This window comes from Rahnella sp. Larv3_ips (assembly GCF_003697865.1).
Taxonomy (GTDB): domain Bacteria; phylum Pseudomonadota; class Gammaproteobacteria; order Enterobacterales; family Enterobacteriaceae; genus Rahnella; species Rahnella rivi.
Map to the genome: position 1 here is coordinate 145100 of NZ_MJIB01000014.1, position 14581 is coordinate 159680.

14 protein-coding genes are annotated in these 14581 nt (G+C 55.4%); 7 read left to right on the forward strand and 7 right to left on the reverse strand.

What is annotated here, in order from left to right:
- Nucleotides 1-49 precede the first annotated feature (49 nt).
- Together ED901_RS17310 and ED901_RS17315 are read left to right on the forward strand one after the other, a co-directional pair.
- Nucleotides 50-1555: an FAD-dependent oxidoreductase gene (locus tag ED901_RS17310; RefSeq protein ID WP_122096657.1), complete on the forward strand. Its 1506-nt coding sequence runs from the start codon at nucleotides 50-52 to the stop codon at nucleotides 1553-1555.
- Between the two features lie 123 nt (nucleotides 1556-1678).
- Complete coding sequence (locus ED901_RS17315) at nucleotides 1679-2920, forward strand: diguanylate phosphodiesterase (protein WP_122096658.1); 1242 nt, start codon at nucleotides 1679-1681, stop codon at nucleotides 2918-2920.
- Nucleotides 2921-2982: 62 nt separating this feature from the next.
- On the opposite strand, the gene ED901_RS17320 is transcribed toward ED901_RS17315, so the two are convergent.
- From ED901_RS17320 to ED901_RS17340, 5 genes are all read right to left on the reverse strand, one after another.
- Complete coding sequence (locus tag ED901_RS17320) at nucleotides 2983-3240, reverse strand: biofilm development regulator YmgB/AriR family protein (protein WP_056773983.1); 258 nt, start codon at nucleotides 3238-3240, stop codon at nucleotides 2983-2985.
- 27 nt (nucleotides 3241-3267) lie between these two features.
- Complete coding sequence (locus ED901_RS17325) at nucleotides 3268-3567, reverse strand: biofilm/acid-resistance regulator YmgB/AriR (protein WP_371414322.1); 300 nt, start codon at nucleotides 3565-3567, stop codon at nucleotides 3268-3270.
- Between the two features lie 16 nt (nucleotides 3568-3583).
- A complete protein-coding gene (locus ED901_RS17330; protein WP_235533417.1) occupies nucleotides 3584-3907 on the reverse strand; it encodes a hypothetical protein in 324 nt (107 codons plus the stop codon).
- Nucleotides 3908-4061: 154 nt separating this feature from the next.
- Nucleotides 4062-4301, reverse strand: a complete 240-nt coding sequence (ycgZ, locus tag ED901_RS17335) for a regulatory protein YcgZ (protein WP_056773978.1) — start codon at nucleotides 4299-4301, stop codon at nucleotides 4062-4064.
- A gap of 232 nt (nucleotides 4302-4533) precedes the next feature.
- Entirely contained in the window at nucleotides 4534-5187 is a 654-nt protein-coding gene (locus ED901_RS17340; RefSeq protein WP_122096659.1) for a DUF1028 domain-containing protein, read from the reverse strand.
- 143 nt (nucleotides 5188-5330) lie between these two features.
- On the opposite strand from ED901_RS17340, the gene ED901_RS17345 reads away from it, so the two are divergent.
- From ED901_RS17345 to ED901_RS17365, 5 genes are read left to right on the forward strand one after another with little or no spacing between them, the layout of a single operon-like run.
- Nucleotides 5331-6905, forward strand: a complete 1575-nt coding sequence (locus ED901_RS17345) for an ABC transporter substrate-binding protein (RefSeq protein WP_122096660.1) — start codon at nucleotides 5331-5333, stop codon at nucleotides 6903-6905.
- A 12-nt stretch (nucleotides 6906-6917) separates the two neighbouring features.
- Nucleotides 6918-7865, forward strand: a complete 948-nt coding sequence (locus ED901_RS17350) for an ABC transporter permease (protein WP_122096661.1) — start codon at nucleotides 6918-6920, stop codon at nucleotides 7863-7865.
- Nucleotides 7862-9658: a dipeptide/oligopeptide/nickel ABC transporter permease/ATP-binding protein gene (locus tag ED901_RS17355; RefSeq protein ID WP_122096662.1), complete on the forward strand. Its 1797-nt coding sequence runs from the start codon at nucleotides 7862-7864 to the stop codon at nucleotides 9656-9658. The genes ED901_RS17350 and ED901_RS17355 overlap by 4 nt, the downstream gene beginning before the upstream one ends.
- Nucleotides 9655-10440, forward strand: a complete 786-nt coding sequence (locus tag ED901_RS17360; protein WP_122096663.1) for an ATP-binding cassette domain-containing protein — start codon at nucleotides 9655-9657, stop codon at nucleotides 10438-10440. Before ED901_RS17355 ends, ED901_RS17360 begins: the two co-directional genes overlap by 4 nt.
- A gap of 16 nt (nucleotides 10441-10456) precedes the next feature.
- Nucleotides 10457-11224, forward strand: a complete 768-nt coding sequence (locus ED901_RS17365) for a FadR/GntR family transcriptional regulator (RefSeq protein ID WP_122096664.1) — start codon at nucleotides 10457-10459, stop codon at nucleotides 11222-11224.
- Between the two features lie 124 nt (nucleotides 11225-11348).
- Here ED901_RS17365 and ED901_RS17370 read toward each other — a convergent pair whose 3' ends face one another.
- Together ED901_RS17370 and ED901_RS17375 are read right to left on the reverse strand one after the other, a co-directional pair.
- Nucleotides 11349-12821: an aspartate aminotransferase family protein gene (locus ED901_RS17370; protein WP_122096665.1), complete on the reverse strand. Its 1473-nt coding sequence runs from the start codon at nucleotides 12819-12821 to the stop codon at nucleotides 11349-11351.
- An 18-nt stretch (nucleotides 12822-12839) separates the two neighbouring features.
- Nucleotides 12840-14225 (reverse strand): diaminobutyrate--2-oxoglutarate transaminase, encoded by a 1386-nt coding sequence (locus ED901_RS17375; RefSeq protein ID WP_056773953.1) that lies wholly within the window; start codon nucleotides 14223-14225, stop codon nucleotides 12840-12842.
- Nucleotides 14226-14581 lie beyond the last annotated feature (356 nt).

The following is a 14581-nucleotide window of genomic DNA, read 5'->3' on the forward strand; positions in this document are numbered from 1 at the left end:
GGACTTCCCCTCTGACTAATGTGTGCATATTACACATAAGAGGTGAGCGATGGAAAAAATATTAAAGACAGATGTGCTGATTTGCGGCGCGGGCGCGGCAGGTTTAACACTGGCAATCGAACTGGCGCGCCGGGGTATTGCCTTTCATCTGATAGAAAAGAGCCCGGCGCCGTTCGGTGGTTCCAGGGGCAAAGGCATTCAGCCACGTACCCTGGAGATATTCGAGGATCTGGGTATTCTCGAGCAGATCGCGGCCGCGGGAGGCGTTTATCCGCCTATGCGCCATTACGCAGAAGGGGGCGGCTATCGCGATGAGGAGGTGATTGAGCACGCACCGCCGACGCCTGCCGAGCCTTATCCGCACCCGCTGATGGTGCCGCAGTTTATGACCGAACGGATCATGCGCGAACGGTTACTCGGGCTGGGGCATCAGCCTGAATTTGGCTGCGAACTGCTCAGTGTTGAACAAAATGCACAGGGCGTAATTGCAAAAGTCATCAGCGATACGCAGGAAAGAACGCTGTCTGCACGCTGGCTGGTCGCGGCTGACGGTGGCCGCAGCAGGATACGGCAGGCGCTGGACATTCCCTTCCCCGGTAAAACGCTCGGGGTGCGGGCGATCGTCGCCGATGTCACGCTCAGCGGATTAACGCGCGATGCCTGGCACTGTTTTCATCAGGGCGATATGGCGCGACAAATAATGCTCTGCCCGCTCGCCGGCACCGACCTGTTTCAGGTGCAGGGGCCGGTACCTGCTCAGGGCGAGATTGATTTAACCGCCGAAGGGTTAGATGCCCTCGTCGCAGAACGCACCGGGCGCAGTGATATTCGTATCCGTTCAGTTTCCTGGGCATCGGCCTACAACATGAATGCGCGGCTGGCAGAGCAGTATCGCGTTGGCCGTATTTTACTGGTCGGCGATGCGGCTCACGTTCACCCGCCAACCGGCGGACAGGGGCTTAATACCAGCGTGCAGGATGCTTATAATCTTGGCTGGAAACTGGCAGCCGTTGCCGGTGGCGCGCCGGATGCCCTGCTCGAAACCTATGAGGAAGAACGCAGACCTGTCGCGGCGGCGATGCTCGGGCTGGCGACCCACCTTCTGGAAGCGCAGAAACGCGGTGATATGCGTCGCGGTCGCGAAGTGCATCAGCTGGATATCGGTTACGCCGGTTCTTCCCTTGCGCAGGAAGACACGGGGCGTCAGCGTACCCTCCTCGCCGGTGACCGTGCGCCGGATGCGCGGGTTCGCCGTGCAGGCGGCGAAAGCGTACGGCTGTTTGATCTGCTAAAAGGTACCCACTGGACGTTACTCGGCGTGGAAATCCCGGCCGGGCAGATCGCCCCTCTCCCCGGCGTACACCTGCATATACTGGGCGCGGGCGGTGATCTGACGGATGAATGGGGGGAATTTAATCAGGCGTATGATCTTGTTGCGGGTGAAGTTTTGCTGGTGCGCCCTGACGGGTATATTGCCGCCATCGTGACGGCGAAAAATAGCGCGTTTCCCGAAGAGTATTTCGCTAAGTTTTTGACCCATCAGGGAAAGCATTAACAGACGGACGGGCAGACATTTGCAAAATAAAAGTTAAGAAAATCTGATTGATCAAGAATTTTCCATAACAAAAATTTATCTGATATTGTGTCGCTTCTGAGAAGATTCACACTGGAAGATCGAATGCTGTTAACCCTCGTTTATCGCAGTCATGTCAGCGAGCATGTTCAGTCCGCCTCCCTTGCGGGGTTGGTGACACAAGCGAGTTTTAAGAATGAACTGTCAGGTATCACCGGTATCCTGCTTTTTGACGGAACGCATTTCTTCCAGTTGCTGGAAGGCCCCGAAGACGCGGTCGATGCGCTTTACTGCACCATCAGTCAGGACCGCCGGCACCATAACGTCGTCGAACTGATGCGAGATTATGCGCATTCCCGGCGGTTCGGTAATGTCGGTATGGAACTTTTTGATCTGCGATCTCATCATGAAGATGTGGTGCTTCAGGCGGTACTGGATAAGGGAACGTCGAAATATCAGCTGACCTATGATGACCGCGCATTGCAGTTCTTATGCACTTTTGTGCAGGCGCGTGAAAAGGAGAATTATCTCGAAATTCTTCCTGCGGGCACCTGGTCGTTTCTGCCTGAAGAACAGCCGGAAGCTGAAGTAGAATTTATCTTTCCGGAAATGCAGGACTACAGCTTTGCGTTCCAGCCGATTATTGATCCGCTAAGCCGTGAGATCATTTCGTACGAGGCGACCTTGCGCGGGCCGGACGGCGGTTCGCCGATGGGCTATTTCTCTAAGCTTTCGCGCATGACCATTTATGAAGCAGATCTTAAATCTAAAAAGCTGGCCTTCGCGCTGGCCAATCAGATGGGGCTGAACAGTAAAACGCTGACGGTCAAACTCCTGCCCATGACGCTGGTGATGGTGCCCGGTGCCGTTGAGTTTCTGATTCAGGAAATCACGGCAAACGGTCTGGTGCCGGAGCAGATTGTCGTTGCGATCACCGAGAACGGTGTCATTACCCGCGAAGATAAATTCACCGCAGCAATGAAACAGCTGAAAGCCTCGGGAATGCGTCTGGCGATTGATGATTTTGGTGCGGGATCGGCGGGGTTATTGCTGCTGACGCAGTGCCAGCCTGACAGCATCATGATTGACCGTAATATCATCTGCGACGTTCACACCAGCGGGCCGAAGCAAGCGGTTGTGCAGGCGATCATCAGGTTCTGTTCTTCACTCGAAATATCGGTGATTGCGACCGGTGTGGAAAAACCGGAAGAATGGATGTGGCTGGATGCCGCAGGGATATGTAATTTTCAGGGTGAGTTGTTTACCACGCCACGGGTTAATGCCCTGCCGGTGGTCGCCTGGCCTGAAATTTTGCAGGAAGATCAGTTACTCAATCAGAATTTTTAAGGCATGCAGGGTCGTGGAAACACGTCCCTGCATCAGGACTGACAAAATATGTCCGGGAACGCTTATTCAATATCATCGTCCGAGGTGCGGTAAACCACATATTCCAGCGCTTCTAAATAAACATCCTGCTTATCCGCGTCACTTTCCTGTTCAATCTTCTGAATCAGACAAAGAATAATATCTTTGTGGGTGACATGCCCTGTCTGGCTTTTTAACGTGTTGTAGATACGGATGACTGTTTCATTACCCACCAGAAGTTCAGGATCTTCCGTCAGAATATAATCAGCCAATTTCACATGAGTATAAGACACGTCTTGCATTTTAATACTCTCCGTCACTGAGTTTAATTAAAAGCCGGAATCATCAGGGGTGTATCCCACCACTAATTCCAGGGTTTTACGCAGAACATCCAGTTGCACGATATCGGATGTACTTTCGAGCTGATTAATCAGGTGTAAAATGATGGCTTTATTCGTCACCACACCGTTGCTTGCCAGAATAAGGCGAATTGCCGCACCCAGCACTTCGGTTTCGCTGGAATAAAGTTCACCGGCTTTCTCGAAATGCTTATACATCACCGTATGACTGGCTGAATCAATCATCGAATGAGAGTGGTTTGAGGGCATCGTTTCGTTGTAATGAGTCATAACAGAATCAGATGGCTCAATGTTTTTTCTTGTCATCGGACGGCCCTTCAGCGTTGAAAAAGTGTCGAACATTGTCGACGTCACGAACCTCATAACTGATTTGCCCGCGCTTTTGTGCAATGTTATGGCGAATCTCGTTAATAACCTGTTCGCACGCGCTTTTTCGGTTAATGGAATCCGCACTTACAGCCATATACTGTAATTGCGCAATGAGTTTATCGGTCGATATTTGTTTTTTGCTTTTGAGCAAAGAAACAACGGCCTCACCTATCAGTTTGTCCGTCAATTTTTCTTCGTTACTTCTGTACATATTATCAGCCTCTGAATTTACGCCGGCCATAAGGCCTCGGCAGATTAGCTTCAGGTTCAGAGTTATTACCTTGCGCCGTAAGCGGTAAAGGGTTTTAAGGCGATGAATAAATCAGGCCCGCATAATATGTCGAACTGAATAGCTAATATAACCAATCTTTACTTAATAAAATAACTGCCCGGCATTAAGAATCACGTTCAAGTACCAGGTGGATAAGCTTCATATAATGCTTCTCCTCCGCTTCGCTTCCGGCCATTTCAACGCGGCTTAAAAGCTTGGAACATAAGGCTTTGCGATTCAGGTTTTTGCCTGCTTCCAGAATTTCAACAACAACGCGGCCCATCGTTTCTTCCTCAGAAAAAACCTGAGTGTACAGTGAAGAAAATGTGTCAGAAGACGATGGATTGAGTTTATTCTGTCGCATGATTAACCCTTATGTTAATACGTGTGTGAATAATAATTGCTGGTGTGACCATAAAGTTATACAAGATATGCAAAGTTGTACAGGTATTTTAGGAAAAAAAAGCTAGCAATGAAACTATCTGGCAACAGTATTGTCATAACTGGCTGAAATTTATGTGTTTCTCGGATTTTCCTGCAAAGCCGTTTCCGCGTAAAAAAGCGTCACCTGTCTTTGCTACGATCCTTGTATCGATTTAACCGCCTGATTGCCCTTTCGGCAGTGCGGCGAAAAAGTCAGCATGCGCGGGCGCGCGGGTTTGTTGCAGGATTTCCGCCAGCATCTCCAGCGGCGAATCCGACCAGTCGGCGCGCAAATCGACGCTGGCATACTGCCGGTCGCACCAGACTTTCAGCGCAGCGGATTTCAGCCCGCGACGATCACCTCCAGCGGCCGCTCCGGCGTTCATCGCCGCCAGCAGGCGATCGGCGAGAGGCAAGCCGTCACGGTCCTGATAAGTGGCCAGCATCGCCTCCAGCGTTTTCGCCCCCGTCAGTAAATTGCCACCGACCACGCACCCTGCTCCTTCAAGGCTTCCCGCCCAGCCACCGCACTGGGCGCCGCTCCAGCGGGCACACCGGCCCTGACTGTCGACAATCAGCACCTGCCTTTTGGCCGCGTCGGCATCGTTTTCAAGGATCATGTTCAGCGCACTGGCCGCGTCTTCACCTTGCTGCAACAGCGCCAGCCCCTGCCCGCCATAAAGCGGATTGGTCATTGCCTGGGTGGCGATCGCGCCGCACTGCGCCCGCCCGTGAACCACCAGCGCCCCCACTGCCGGACCGGCGGTGGCGGTAGCGACGCCCAGCGCCCCTGAGAGCGGATCGCGCGCGACGATCGAAAAGGTCATAAATACTCCGTGACGGTCTGGTTAAATTTATGCGTATAAATTATTGCAATTCAGTTTATTTATACGCATAAATAATAAACAGGACAACGCCTGATTTCCCAAAAAGGTGTTCATCACAGGCTTTACAACGCGACGAGGTCGATATGCTGCCAGCTTTGCGAACGTTAGTTATCCCGCTCTGTCTTTGTCTTGGCACACTGTCGTGGCAGGCTTCGGTGCAGGCGAAAACCCCGGCGGATGCGCTGTTAATCGGTCAGGTGGCGGAGCCGCAGTCTCTGGATCCGCAGGTCGCCACGGCGGCCAACGATTCCCGCATTCTGGTGAATATCTTCGACGGGCTGGTGCGTAACGGCGAAGGCAAGCTGGATATCGAACCGGCGCTCGCCACCCGCTGGGAAATCAGCCCCGATGGCCTGACGTACCGTTTTCATCTGCGTGAAGGGGTTTCGTTTCAGGATGGCACGCCGTTTAATGCCGCCGCGGTGAAATTCACTTTCGACCGGATGCTGGATGATAAAAATCCGTGGCACAACACCGGCCCGTTCCCGCTGTCGTTCTTCTTCTCGTCGATTAAATCCATCGACACACCCGACGAAAACACGGTGGTGTTCACGCTGAAAGAGCCCTTCTCGCCTTTTCTTTCCAACCTCGCCACGCCGACCGGCCTGATTGTTTCGCCGGAGGCAGTGAAAAAGTACGGTAAAGACGCAGGCCGCCATCCGGTGGGGACCGGTGCATTTCGTTTTGCCGAGTGGAAAGCCAATCAGCGGGTGGTGCTGACGGCCAATGACGCGTACTGGGATGGCAAACCGGCGGTCAAAAACGTGGTGTTCAGGCCGATTACCGACGGCAATACGCGGGTGGCGGAAATGCTTTCCGGCGGCATTGACGCCATGGTGGAAGTGCCGCCCGATACGGTCAAACTGTTTGCGCAAAAAAGCAATCGCTTCCGTCTCTATCAGACCACCGGCCCGCACGTCTGGTACGTGATGCTCAATACGCAGGTACCGCCGTTTAACGATGTGCGCGTGCGTCAGGCGGTGAATTATGCGGTTAACAAACAGTCGCTGGCTGACAACATTTTGCAGGGTTCAGCCGACGTCGCCGACGGGCCGATACCCCGCGCCTTTAACTGGGCCGCCAACAAAGACGTTTCCCCTTATCCCTATGATCCCGCCAAAGCCCGCGCCCTGCTCAAAGCGGCCGGTGCCGAAGGCGCCTCGCTGACGTTTTATGTGACCGAGGGCGGTTCGGGCATGCTGGATCCCATTCCGATGGCGACCGCCATTCAGGCGGATCTCAAAGCGGTCGGGCTGAAGGTGACCATCCAAACCTATGAGTGGAATACCTATCTGTCGAAGGTCAATGCCGGTCTGGATAACCATACCCAGATGGCAGAAATGGCGTGGATGACCAACGATCCGGACACCCTGCCATTTCTGACCTTACGCACCGACGCCTGGCCGAAAAAAGGCGGATTTAACTCCGGGTATTACAGCAATCCGCAGGTCGACATCCTGTTGCAGAAAGCCCGTCTGACCACGGACACCGCCGCCCGCGCCGCCCTTTACCGCGAAGTACAGCAGCGCGTACACGACGATGCCCCCTGGATTTTTGTCGCTAACTGGAAGCAGAACGCCGTGACCTCCACGCGTATTCAGCATTTCGCGCTGCAACCTAATTTCAACCTGTTGCTCAACCGGGTAACCAAACAGTAATCGGAGATGTTTATGGGGAGTTACGTGCTTAAAAGGCTGTTCTCGACCATTCCGGTGTTTATCGGGTTGTCGTTAATTGTTTTTCTGATCATGGCGATGATTCCGGGGAACCCGGCGCAGGCGCTGTTGGGTGCCTGGGCAACCCCGGAAAACGTGGCGCGCATTAACCGCGAGCTGGGGCTGAACAAGCCGCTGTATCAGCAATATCTGATCTGGGCGGGCAATATTCTGCACGGCGATTTTGGCCGCTCCTACGTGCTGAATCGGCCAGTGATTGATGAAGTGATGGAGCGATTCAGTGCAACGCTGCTGCTCGGCGGCTGCGCGCTGTTACTCAGCACCGTACTGGGACTGCTGGCAGGGATTTTCTCGGCGGTCAGGCAGTTCGGCTGGGGCGACCGCATCATCACGCTGCTGGTGCTGCTGGGCATTTCTATGCCGTCGTTCTGGATAGGCTTGCTGATGATCATGCTGTTCGCCGTGCAGCTGCAATGGTTCCCGGCGTCCGGGATGTATGCGGTCTGGGGCGGCGGTGACGTGGCGGATCTGCTGCACCACCTGGCGCTGCCCGCCGTGACGCTGGCGATAGTCGCCACCGGCGTGATCGCCCGTCTTACCCGCACCGCGATGCTGGAAGTGCTGCGTCAGGACTTTATCCGCACCGCCCGCGCCAAAGGGCTGTCTGAACGCAAAGTGATTTACAAGCATGCGTTCCGGATGGCGCTGGTGTCGGTTATCCCGGTGATCGGCATTCAGGCGGGCTTCGTGCTCGGCGGCGCAGTGTATATCGAGACGGTGTTCCAGTGGCCGGGGCTGGGCGCGATGATGGTGAAAGCCGTTGCCACCCGTGATCTGCTGCTGGTTCAGGGCGGCGTGCTGGTCGCCGCCGCAGCCTATGTGTTGATCAACCTGTGCGCAGACATTTTGCAGGCGCTTCTCGACCCGAGGTTAAAATCATGAGCCAGACCATCACTTCCCCTGCGCCGCGCTACCGCCAGTCTTTGTGGGCGCTGCTGCTGGCTAACCGCCTGGCAACGCTCGGCCTGACGCTGCTGGTTCTTGCCGTGGCCGCTGCCCTCGCCGCCCCGCTGTTGCCGATCCCGGATCCGGACGCGACGGATTTACTTAACCGGCTGTTGCCCCCGTTTTCGCCTGGCCACTGGCTGGGAACCGATCCGCTGGGGCGCGATATGCTTTCACGTCTGCTGTGGGGAACGCGGGTGTCGCTGGCGGTCGGGATATGCGCCACGCTGCTGGCCGCGCTGCTGGGGACGCTGATCGGGCTGGTTGCCGGGTACGCCGGTGGCAAAACGGACAGCCTGCTGATGCGGCTGATCGACATGCTGATGGCCTTTCCCTACATCCTGCTGGCGCTGGTGATCGTCGCGGTGCTCGGCCCCGGCCTGCTGAATGCGCTGTACGCTATCGCCGTGGTCAATATTCCCTTCTTCGCCCGTAACATTCGCGGTCTGACCGTCGGCCTGCGGCAGCGTGACTTTATCCAGGCGGCGCGGCTGTCCGGTAAAAATCATCTGCAAATTTTGCTCACCGAAGTGCTGCCCAACGTGATGCCCGTGGTGGTGGTCACCATGTCGACCACCGTCGGCTGGATGATTTTAGAAACCGCCGGGTTGTCATTCCTCGGGCTGGGTACGCAACCGCCAAATGCGGATCTCGGCTCGATGCTCGGTCAGGGTCGCGCGCAAATGTTCAGTGCGCCGCACGTCTCCGTGGTGCCGGGGTTGATGATTTTCCTGCTGGTGATGAGTTTTAACCTGCTCGGCGACGGCATCCGCGATCTGCTGGATCCGCGTCTTAAATCCGGTATTTTGCTGCGCGCCCGCGCGGTGACCACCGTAACGCGTTCCGCCGTGCCGCCCGCCGTAAAGGGAAGCGACGCCCTGCTGGAAGTGGTGGATTTGCAGGTCAGCTTCCGCTCAGGCCGGCAGTCAGTGGCGGCGGTAAAAGGGGTCAGCTTCCACGTGGCAAAAGGCGAATGTCTGGGGCTGATTGGCGAAAGCGGCTCAGGTAAAAGCGTCACCGCGCTGTCGGTGATGGGGCTGGTCTCGTCACCGCCGGGTGAAATCACCGGGGGCGCCATCTATGTCGGCGCAGAAGAGATGCTCGGGTTGTCGCAAGGCCAGCTGCAACAGCGGCGTGGCGCGCGCGTGGCCTACATTTTCCAGGATCCGCTGACCACGCTGCACCCGCAGTTCAGCATTGGTGCGCAGATCATCGAATCCATTCAGGCGCATCAGGCGATGCCAAAACGTGCAGCGAAAGACAAAGCGCTGTCGCTGCTGGTCAGCGTAGGCATTGAGGATGCCGCTGCGCGCTTTGATGCGTTTCCACACCAGTTGTCTGGCGGTCAGCGGCAACGCGTGGGTATCGCGATGGCGCTGGCGAATGACCCGGAAATCATCATTGCCGATGAACCGACCACCGCGCTGGATGTCACCGTGCAGGCCCGTATTCTCGATTTGCTGCAACAGTTACGGCGCGAACGCGGCCTGACGCTGCTGTTCATTACTCACGATTTCGGCGTTATTGCGCAGATTTGTGACCGCGTGGCGGTGATGCGTCACGGCGAAATCGTGGAAAGCGGCGATACCCGTTCGGTGCTGCGCGATCCGCAACATGATTACACCCGCAGACTGATCGCAAGCGTACCCAAACTCGGCCAGGGGCGCGGTTTCCTCAAACAGGTCGGCGAACTGTATGCCACACAAAAACCGCAGCCGGAGGCACTATGAACAATGTCATTGAAGTCAGCGGATTGGTGAAAACTTTCGGCAGCCGTTCAGGCTGGTTCTCCGGTAAAAAACATCAGGTGGAAGCGGTTAAAGGTGTCTCTTTCCATCTTGCCGAAGGCGAGACGCTGGCGGTGGTGGGCGAAAGTGGCTCCGGGAAAAGCACGCTGGCGCGGATGCTGGTCGGGCTGGAGCGGCCAACCTCCGGCTCGGTGACACTGATGGGCGAAGAGATGTCGGCGCACAGTAAACGCGGCGATAAAGCCTTTGGCCGGATGATCCAGTATGTGTTTCAGGATCCGGTGGCCTCACTGAATCCGCGCAAAACCATCGCGGATACGCTGGACGTACCGCTGCGTTATCTGTGCGGCTACCCTGCCGCGCGGCGACAGGCGCGGATGCGCGAGCTTATGGACGCGGTACAGATGCCTGCGGACGCCCTCACCGGTTATCCGCATGAGTTTTCCGGCGGACAGGCGCAGCGGCTGGCTATCGCCCGCGCACTGGCGGCGGAGGCGCGCATACTGGTGCTTGACGAGCCGGTCAGCGCGCTGGATGTCTCGGTGCAGGCGCAGGTGTTATTGCTGCTCGATCAGCTTAAACGTGATTTCGGCCTCTCCTATCTGTTTATCAGCCATGATTTAGCGGTGGTAGAGTCGATAGCCGATCGCGTGGCGGTGATGTATCACGGAGATTTGGTAGAATGCGCGGATAATGACATGCTGTTCAACGCGCCTCAGCACGACTATACCCAACGTCTGCTGGCCAGCGCGCCCAGGGTTTGAGCCAATGAAGGGATGTATGAGCACTGAAACGTCACACCAGCCCGAACCGGTACGCCGCAAGCGCACCGACGAAATCGTCGATGCCATTAAAGAGAGCATCATCAGCGAAAACCTGCTGCCGGGCGACCGTCTGCCGCAGGAAAAAGACCTGATCACCCGCTACGCGGCGGGCAAAGGCACGGTGCGCGAGGCGCTGAAATCCCTTGAAGTTCAGGGGCTGATCCGCACCAAAACCGGCCCCGGTGGCGGTGCGTTTATCGATTCGATGACCGAATCGCGCGCCATGAGTTTGCTGTCCAATTATCTGTTTACGCGCCAGCTTTCCATCAGCAATATCTACGCCCTGCGTAAAGCGCTGGAGCCGCTGGTGGCGGTGAGCGCCATCGGCAACATCGACGCCAAAGGCTTTGAGCAGTTGCATCAGCTGATCGCGGTCTACGATCATGAACCCGCCGACGAAAACGAACGCTGGGAACAGCGTATGGCCGAACTCGATTTCCACGGTGTGGTCGCCAGCTACTCCGATAACGTCCTGCTGGCGTTTATCTGCCACTTCCTGCAACGCCTGCTCAAAGATCTGGCGGTCTGCAAAGACATCTACCAGCGCCCCGAACCGGTAGAGCGCCGTGCCGGTATCGATTATCAGTACCGTCTGATCGACGCCATGCGCCGTCAGGACGCCGAGGCAGTACAACAGATCATGACCGAACACATGCAACACGCCGAAGACGCCATGCTCGGTTTAGAAGCCACGCTGGAGGATCGCTTTTTGAGTGAGCGATGAGGCCGTCATCAGACGATTTCAGCCTGACATTGAGACAAAAAAAAGCCGGCAGCATTTTCATGCTACCGGCTTTTTAATACGCTTTTACCGCAGAACTAAAACTTATTTACCGCAGAACTAAAAATTACGCGTTCAGCAGTTGCTGCGCCGTTTTCTCTACCAGCGCCAGCAGAACTTTGACGTCGTCCAGCGTGACGGTCGGGTTCAGCAGGGTCAGCTTCAGGCAGGTCACGCCGTTATGCTCGGTGACACCCACGTTGGCGCGGCCTGAATCCAGCAACGCATCGCCGATCTTTTGGTTCAGCAGGGCGACAGCGGCATCGCTGCTGTTTGCCAGTTGCTCAGGACGGTAACGGAACAGCACGCTTGCCAGCTGTGGCTGCATCACCAGTTCCAGAGAGGCTTCAGACGTCACATACTGCGCGACGTCCTGTGCCAGCGTTACACCGTGATCGATGATCGCGGCGTACTGTTTCTGCCCTAACGCTTCCAGCCCCATCCACAGTTTCAGTGCATCGAAACGGCGGGTGGTTTGAAGTGATTTAGACACCAGGTTTGGCACCCCTGCCTCTTCGTCAAACTCAGAGTTCAGGTAAGCTGCCTGATAACGCATCAGCTCATAGTGACGCGCTTCTTTCAGCAGGAACGCGCCGCAGCTGATGGTCTGGAAGAACTGTTTGTGGAAGTCCAGCGTGATGGAATCCACTAACTCGATGCCATCCAGATAGTCGCGGTATTTTTCGGACAGCAACAGAGCACCGCCCCACGCCGCATCCACGTGAACCCAAATCTGATGCTCAGCCGCCAGTTCAGCGATAGCGCGCAACGGGTCGATCGCACCGGCGTCGGTGGTACCGGCAGTCGCCACGATGGCCAGGATCTGATCGCCATTGGCTTGCGCCTGTGCCACTTTCTCGCGCAAATCGTTGAGATCCATACGGGCAAACTCATCGGTTTTCACCAGCGTCACGCACTGATAGCCGAGGCCGAGCAATGCCATGTTCTTCTGCACGGAGAAGTGTGCATTTTCAGAACATAACACCTTAATTTTACGCAGGTTGCCGACCAGACCGTCCTGCTGCACGGAGTGTCCCTGACGGGCGAAGAAGGCGTCACGCGCCAGCATCAGTCCCATCAGATTGCTCTGGGTGCCGCCGCTGGTGAACACGCCCGCGTCGCCAGCCTGATAACCTACCTGAGTGCGCAGCCATTCGATCAGCTTCATCTCAATGATGGTGGCTGACGGGCTTTGGTCCCAGGAGTCCATGCTCTGGTTAGTGGCGTTGATCAGCACTTCCGCGGCCTGGCTTACCACCAGGCTCGGGCAATGCAAATGCGCAACACATTGCGGATGGTGCACAGACAAGCTGTCTTTTAAAAAGTATTCAATGGCGCGTTCAATCGCGGCCTGGTTACCCAGGCCGTTTGGATTGAAGTCCAGTTTGATACGTTCACGCAGCTCAGCAACGGTTTTGCCCTGATACATCTCAGGTTGTTGCAGCCACTGCACGACAGCTTCACTGCTCTGTGCAATGGCCTGCTGGTAGGCTTCAGTGCTTTGCGCTGAACCTGCCAGAATCGGGTTTAACTCGGACATCAGAATCTCTTACTCCGCTCAGACAGGTTTGACGCCAGCCGCTAACAGCGCCTGCTCAAACTTATCGAGGAAAATACCCAGCTCATCATTGGTGATCAGCAGAGAAGGCAACAGGCGCAGAACGCAACCATTACGGCCACCGCGCTCGAGGATCAGGCCCGCTTCGAAGCATTTTTTCTGCAACAGGGCGGACAGATCGCCATCGGCCGGGTAACAACCCATGTGATCCTGCGCTTCGTCAGGTTTAACAATCTCGATACCGATCATTAAGCCCAGGCCGCGCACATTACCGATGACCGGGTAACGTTTTTGCATCTCGGCCAGTTTGCCTTTCAGCCATTCGCCCTGTTCAGCGACTTTGCCTGCGATGTTGTTGTCTTTCAGGTGCTTCAGCGTGGTCAGGCCGGTCGCCATTGCCAGCTGGTTGCCACGGAACGTGCCGGTATGGTGACCCGGTGCCCATGCATCGAACTGTTTTTTGATACCCAGAACAGCCAGTGGCAAGCCACCGCCGACCGCTTTAGACATCACGATGATGTCCGGCTCAATGCCCGCGTGTTCGAAGGCAAAGGGTTTGCCGGTACGGCAGAAACCCGCCTGCACTTCGTCGAGGATCAGCAGAATGCCGTGTTCCTGAGTGACTTTACGGATGCGCTGTAACCATTCGGCAGGAGCCGGGTTAACGCCGCCTTCACCCTGAACGGCTTCCAGAATGACGGCCGCAGGCTTACGTACGCCACTTTCGACGTCATTGATCAGGTTATCGAAGTAATAGGTTAATGCTTTAACGCCAGCGTCACCGCCAATGCCCAGCGGGCAACGGTACTGGTGCGGATAAGGCATAAACTGCACTTCTGGCATCATGCCGTTGACGGCTTCTTTCGGAGACAGGTTACCTGTTACCGCCAGCGCGCCATGGGTCATGCCGTGATAGCCGCCGGAGAAGCTGATCACGCCGGAACGTCCGGTGTATTTTTTTGCCAGTTTCAGTGCGGCTTCCACCGCATCGGCGCCAGACGGGCCGGTGAACTGTAAGCAATACTCTTTGCCCTGTTGCGGCAATAAAGAAAGCAGATATTCAGAGAACTGATCTTTCAACGGGGTTGTCAGATCCAGTGTATGTAACGGCAAGCCGCTGGTAATGACATTTTGGATGCTTTGCAGCACGTCAGGGTGGTTGTGTCCAAGCGCTAACGTTCCTGCGCCTGCCAGACAGTCAAGATATTGATTATTCTCAACATCGGTGATCCACACGCCGTTGGCTTTGGCAATCGCTAACGGTAACTTACGTGGATAACTCCTGACATTCGATTCAAATTCAGCTTGTCTTGCCAAATAGGTTTCATTGTTTCCATTTAATGAATTCGCACCTAAATTATCAATACGGACTTTATCCGTCATCATATCTCTCCTACAACCGGGGGTTATCGCTAACGCCTAAGTTGAATAATTGAATAAAAGAAGTCACTACCGTGAAAAAACGCGGCCAATATATGGCTTTTTTGCCCCCGGCTCAATAACTTATTTTGTATAGAATTGTTTATTCTTTTTCATATGAATCAATAACATGCTGATTTTATGACCGATAATGCTGCCATAACTCTGTTACGCGGGCATTAATAAGGCACTAAATTGCTGTTAAATGGGCAGGCAGACACCGCCGGAGGGCGGTATTCAGAAGGCCTGACGACGATAAAAGGGGGGAAACCCCCCTGTCTGTCAGGCGCGGAAAAAAACAAAAAATACGCTGTTTAAGAGCG

Coding starts and splice junctions, on each gene's coding strand:
- ED901_RS17310 (WP_122096657.1), top strand. CDS start 50: ATGGAAAAAATATTAAAGACAGATGTGCTGATTTGCGGCGCGGGCGCG.
- ED901_RS17315 (WP_122096658.1), top strand. CDS start 1,679: ATGCTGTTAACCCTCGTTTATCGCAGTCATGTCAGCGAGCATGTTCAG.
- ED901_RS17320 (WP_056773983.1), bottom strand. CDS start 3,240: ATGCAAGACGTGTCTTATACTCATGTGAAATTGGCTGATTATATTCTG.
- ED901_RS17325 (WP_371414322.1), bottom strand. CDS start 3,567: ATGACTCATTACAACGAAACGATGCCCTCAAACCACTCTCATTCGATG.
- ED901_RS17330 (WP_235533417.1), bottom strand. CDS start 3,907: ATGGCCGGCGTAAATTCAGAGGCTGATAATATGTACAGAAGTAACGAA.
- ycgZ (WP_056773978.1), bottom strand. CDS start 4,301: ATGCGACAGAATAAACTCAATCCATCGTCTTCTGACACATTTTCTTCA.
- ED901_RS17340 (WP_122096659.1), bottom strand. CDS start 5,187: ATGACCTTTTCGATCGTCGCGCGCGATCCGCTCTCAGGGGCGCTGGGC.
- ED901_RS17345 (WP_122096660.1), top strand. CDS start 5,331: ATGCTGCCAGCTTTGCGAACGTTAGTTATCCCGCTCTGTCTTTGTCTT.
- ED901_RS17350 (WP_122096661.1), top strand. CDS start 6,918: ATGGGGAGTTACGTGCTTAAAAGGCTGTTCTCGACCATTCCGGTGTTT.
- ED901_RS17355 (WP_122096662.1), top strand. CDS start 7,862: ATGAGCCAGACCATCACTTCCCCTGCGCCGCGCTACCGCCAGTCTTTG.
- ED901_RS17360 (WP_122096663.1), top strand. CDS start 9,655: ATGAACAATGTCATTGAAGTCAGCGGATTGGTGAAAACTTTCGGCAGC.
- ED901_RS17365 (WP_122096664.1), top strand. CDS start 10,457: ATGAGCACTGAAACGTCACACCAGCCCGAACCGGTACGCCGCAAGCGC.
- ED901_RS17370 (WP_122096665.1), bottom strand. CDS start 12,821: ATGTCCGAGTTAAACCCGATTCTGGCAGGTTCAGCGCAAAGCACTGAA.
- ED901_RS17375 (WP_056773953.1), bottom strand. CDS start 14,225: ATGATGACGGATAAAGTCCGTATTGATAATTTAGGTGCGAATTCATTA.